At 29.7% G+C, this 4,350-nt stretch carries 4 protein-coding genes and 1 pseudogene; 4 read left to right on the forward strand and 1 reads right to left on the reverse strand.

Going from position 1 to position 4,350, the window contains the following annotated elements:
* Nucleotides 1–413: 413 nt before the first annotated feature.
* Nucleotides 414–512 (forward strand): annotated as a pseudogene (locus ACK1JC_RS16845) (IS1595 family transposase); the annotation flags it as partial.
* A gap of 562 nt (nt 513–1,074) precedes the next feature.
* Here ACK1JC_RS16845 and ACK1JC_RS16850 read toward each other — a convergent pair.
* On the reverse strand, nt 1,075–1,815 hold the full coding sequence (locus tag ACK1JC_RS16850; RefSeq protein WP_409512950.1) for a hypothetical protein: 741 nt from the start codon (nt 1,813–1,815) through the stop codon (nt 1,075–1,077).
* A 76-nt stretch (nt 1,816–1,891) separates the two neighbouring features.
* On the opposite strand from ACK1JC_RS16850, the gene ACK1JC_RS16855 reads away from it, so the two are divergent.
* From ACK1JC_RS16855 to ACK1JC_RS16865, 3 genes are read left to right on the forward strand one after another with little or no spacing between them, the layout of a single operon-like run.
* Entirely contained in the window at nt 1,892–2,311 is a 420-nt protein-coding gene (locus tag ACK1JC_RS16855; protein ID WP_409512951.1) for a hypothetical protein, read from the forward strand.
* 5 nt (nt 2,312–2,316) lie between these two features.
* The gene (locus ACK1JC_RS16860) at nt 2,317–3,741 is read left to right on the forward strand and encodes a glycoside hydrolase family 19 protein (RefSeq protein WP_409512952.1); all 1,425 of its coding nucleotides are present in this window, start codon (nt 2,317–2,319) and stop codon (nt 3,739–3,741) included.
* The gene (locus tag ACK1JC_RS16865; RefSeq protein ID WP_409512953.1) at nt 3,741–4,289 is read left to right on the forward strand and encodes a hypothetical protein; all 549 of its coding nucleotides are present in this window, start codon (nt 3,741–3,743) and stop codon (nt 4,287–4,289) included. Before ACK1JC_RS16860 ends, ACK1JC_RS16865 begins: the two co-directional genes overlap by 1 nt.
* Nucleotides 4,290–4,350 lie beyond the last annotated feature (61 nt).

Consider the following 4,350-nt stretch of genomic DNA (forward strand, 5'->3'; position numbering starts at 1 on the left):
ATGGCCGAAGACTTTTATAAGTTGGCTGCCTAGAATCTCCCAAGGGAAAGTCTCCTGATAATTCAGCGTATATCAAACATTAAAACATAGGAAATATAAATACTGTATTTTTCTTGGTGTGTATTCATGATTCAGTTTGCGTAAATGCAGTAGGTCTGAAAAATCAGCTTTAATCATAAGACTTTTAGATTAAATTTACCTTAGAAAATTAACTAAAATAAAGTTTTATTTGGCACCTTGATGACTCGATTGGGTAATTTATTGAGAGTTATTTGCAAGTTATTTATAATCGAAGGCAATGCTTTAATGATAAATATAAGTAGAATTTTAAAAAAGTATTTAATTTTAGGGATATGAAAAAAATTAAGAGTTTATAGTGTGAATTTATCTAAAATAAAGAGTAGCTTACTAATATGAAAAATAAATACTATTTACGTTCTAAAATCATAGAGGCAAAATTTAGGAAGATTATTCGCTTTTTTCTATGTATTTTATAGCTACTGATGCTGCAAAAATGATCAATATTTATGTCCCTTTCACCAACGTCATCTTCATCAACGATCGTCACAAAATTGTTAAGTATGTGAACATTTACATCTGTTGAAGGTATTGTTGGATTTGATGATTCCTACTTTGGGGAACGTGGTGTTTGTAGCAAACGTGAATGTAGCGCAGCAGAAAAATGATCGTTTGGAATTACTAAAATGTGGAAGTAATGTCTAACAGAAATTATACCTGATTGCTCTAAAACTACATAAAAAAGGATTATTAGCGTATCGCTTCAATCATAGGCATAGTAATTTGTATCTCAATTTTCTTAAACTAACTTCGGAAAATCCTCTTTAGCTTCTTAGACCTTTTATAAAAATGATTAAAAAGAGGGAAGTACTAAAACTGTGCTAGGTAGTTACTTCATTCGTACGCTATTGAAGTTCGCTTCGGGGGCTAAGTTTGCTAATTCTCTTAGTAAAGTTGAAAATTAAAAGTAGCAGAGAGTGTAGTCACTTTGCTCGCTTAATCTAGTTGAGTTGTAAAGGTAGACTTTATAATTTGGGAAAAGCTAAGACGAGATTTTTATAGCAGATGGTCGCTCGTATATACTGCTTCTGTACCTATGGAAAATTGTTGTATAAGCCCCGTCGGTAATATTTTAAATTCTTCTGCTGAAAGCAATATTCCTTTGCTTGTTCTTTTATCATGGAAATAAAAGTCGATATGATGCGAAATTAGGTCATCAAACTTGAGTTGTTCTTGCCAGATATATTTTATGAGATGAATATGGTAATTGAAGAAATTTTCAAAATTGCTGAAATCTTTTGATGATCGTAAGTAACTTCCCATTCTTTCCCAAAAATTCTGATCAGGATTCATGTTCGCCATTAAGGCAACAAGATTCATAGGGGGTACTACTTGAATTTTTATACTTTGGAATTGAATTTTTATTTCCAGCAGTGTGTCTTTTTTTATTTGATTATTTTGATTAAATTCCTTTGTAATGAGTAGGATAGTTGTCATTTCCGTAAAGTGGTAAACACCTTTTAAATTACAATATCTGTAGTAAGTATCTTCCAAAATTTGATTTAAATTTCTCTTTTGTCGTGTCTGTGCCATACATTCAGCATAGAAACATTCTGTTATGAGGTAGTCGCCTGCTGAAGCGAAAAATCCAAAAGGAATTTTTCTAAGTTTTTGGTAGGTGTCATCTGTTCTTATGACATGATTTTCTTGATTCTTATTGATGTAATTTAAGACTCCTCTTTTATCTGTTGCGAGGATGGCATAGTTATCTAAGTTAAAGGCTACAATTAAAGACATAAAAATCACAATGAAATATTTATTGTTAAGTATAATTTAAATAATAATAAAAATTTTATAAATAGAGAGATAAAAAATGGGTGGTAAATTTGTAGTCAGAGCTGGGCAGCATTTATTTGAAAGTGGTGAAAAAGTTGTGGCACCTATAACCGTGTTACCTACAGCACCAAATGACTATAGTCATAAAGTAAACTATAAGTTTGAATATACAGATGGTACAGGAAGTATAATTACTACTCCTTATGAAATACAAAAACAAGTTTTCATTTTAGAAGAAGGTACTTCTAAATTAATTGCTAAAAGAAATTTAAATAATTCCACGGAAGATACAACATTACGATTTTATACATCAGAAGCGAAACCATTTACAGCATTATTGTTCAACAGTGAAAATATTACAATGGATCGACCTGATGATCCATTTTTCAATGAAGAAGAAGTTGATGAAGAGCTATCATTTGATACTGATATTTCTAAACCTAACGGTAAGGAATAAGTGAAATGGCATTAACGGAATATAAAATTAAAGTTATCGATGCGAATAATAAGCCTTTGTTAAATTTTCCTATGGCTACACAATATGTTGGTGGGGATAAAAAAAATAATAAATTAACAGATGATATTGATGGAATATTAACTTTTCAATCTGATGGGCGAGCTGTAGAGCTATTCGTATTAGCTCCTATTGATAAAAATGGTCTACCTGATATGACCAAATTTAAGGAGGATAACGACAATGATAATGCTTACTATAAAATTACAACTATTAATGTATCTAGAAATTTACCACCCACCATTAAGTCACCTTATTTTTTGACTGACTATGGGATTGCAAAAACAAAATTCATATTTTATGAAAATGAACAAGATAAGAAAATTTATTCAGTACCACTTACCGTAAAAGTCTCTTATTTAGTTGGTGAGGTGAAAACTTCTCCTAGGTTTATTGAAGCTATTCAAGAAGTAAAGAATGGTGAATTGAATATTACTTCTATTTTACATAGTCGAATACAAGTTCATCCGTATAAGCCTGATAATAGTCCGTTTACAACATCACAAGGATATATACCTAGATCAACTACCCCTATAAATTTACCTGTTTATTTTGATATTAGGAGTAACAAAGCAATAACAGCACCTGAGGAGCCAAACTTACCTGTAATAGTTCCTGAAGTTGGAGTTGTAAAATGCTTAACTTGCGATAAATCATTAAAAATTGATATTGAATTTATTAAGAGTGTTGCGCCAAAAGCGAAAAAAGACTTTCAACAGGCATTGTTGTTGCTTCCCAATTATTTAAAAAAGTATTCAAGCAATACTTGTAGGGACTTAATTAATATTTTAGCACAAGGGCAAATTGAAACTTTAGACTTTACTGCTGTAAGAGAATCTCTTAATTATACTAAAAAAACATTTAAAACTCCTGAAAATATATACTCAATTTCTCCAACTGCTATGAATGCAGGATTTGTAAGAAGGGGGATGGGAAAATATACAAAGCAACAAAAACTTGATTATATATGGGAACATCTTGCGGATAATGATAAAGCATATGGTTTTCACTTATATGGGAATGAGTCCTATCCTAATAATGATTATAGAGGGCGTGGAATACTACATTTAACGCATTTTGCTGGTTATAAAGATTGTGCAGATGGTACAGGATTAGATGTTGTGAAGAATCCGAGCTTGCTAGAAAAAAACTATAACATTGCTATAGAAACTGGAACATGGTTTTGGAAAAATAAAAATAATGGTGCAATTCTCAAGCTTACCGCGAGTGAAAGTATACAAATAAATTCAGATAGTGTAACGACTGCTATTACTTCCCTAGTTAATGGTGGATCTATGAAGCTAGCAGAACGTAAAGCAGCTAAAAAATCTATAGCAAAGAAATTTATTGAAAAATATGGAGCGTGCAAATAATGTTAAAAAAATTAATACCTTGTATTACATTTTTTTTTATATGTTGTAATAGTTGTGCTACAGAGTATAAATTAACAGATAATATTTGTATTATGTCAGACATTAAAAATGATTTACTACTTGTATATAAAAGTGATTGTAAAAATGAAAAATATTTATTGGATACATTTCAAGTGCCAAATGATATTCCTAAAATTGATTTTGTTTTTCAAGAAGAAATAAGTAATAAAAAAAATATTTTCTTCTCAATATCATATAGTGATAGCTATAGAGATGTGAATAATAAAATAAATTATGCTGATACATATCATCTAAATTATGTTTATCAATGTGAAACACAATGTAAATTTAATAAAAAAATATCAAATTTTTTTGGGAATGGTGGTGATCTTATTAATATATATACTAATAAAATAATATATAAATTTCCTTACTCTAGTGAGAAATCTATTAAAAATGAACTTAAGTCAAGTTTATTTAAAAAATGGATTTATAATAAAAAAATTCAAGGCAAAGTAATTAAAAAAACATATATTGATGTGTGCTGAAAAAACAGGAGGTTTTAACTTGGTAAACTAAACACACTCATCAGGAGTTTACCATGAGCAA

Origin of the sequence: Acinetobacter sp. TY2 (assembly GCF_046269225.1) — a bacterium.
Classification (GTDB): Bacteria; Pseudomonadota; Gammaproteobacteria; order Pseudomonadales; family Moraxellaceae; genus Acinetobacter.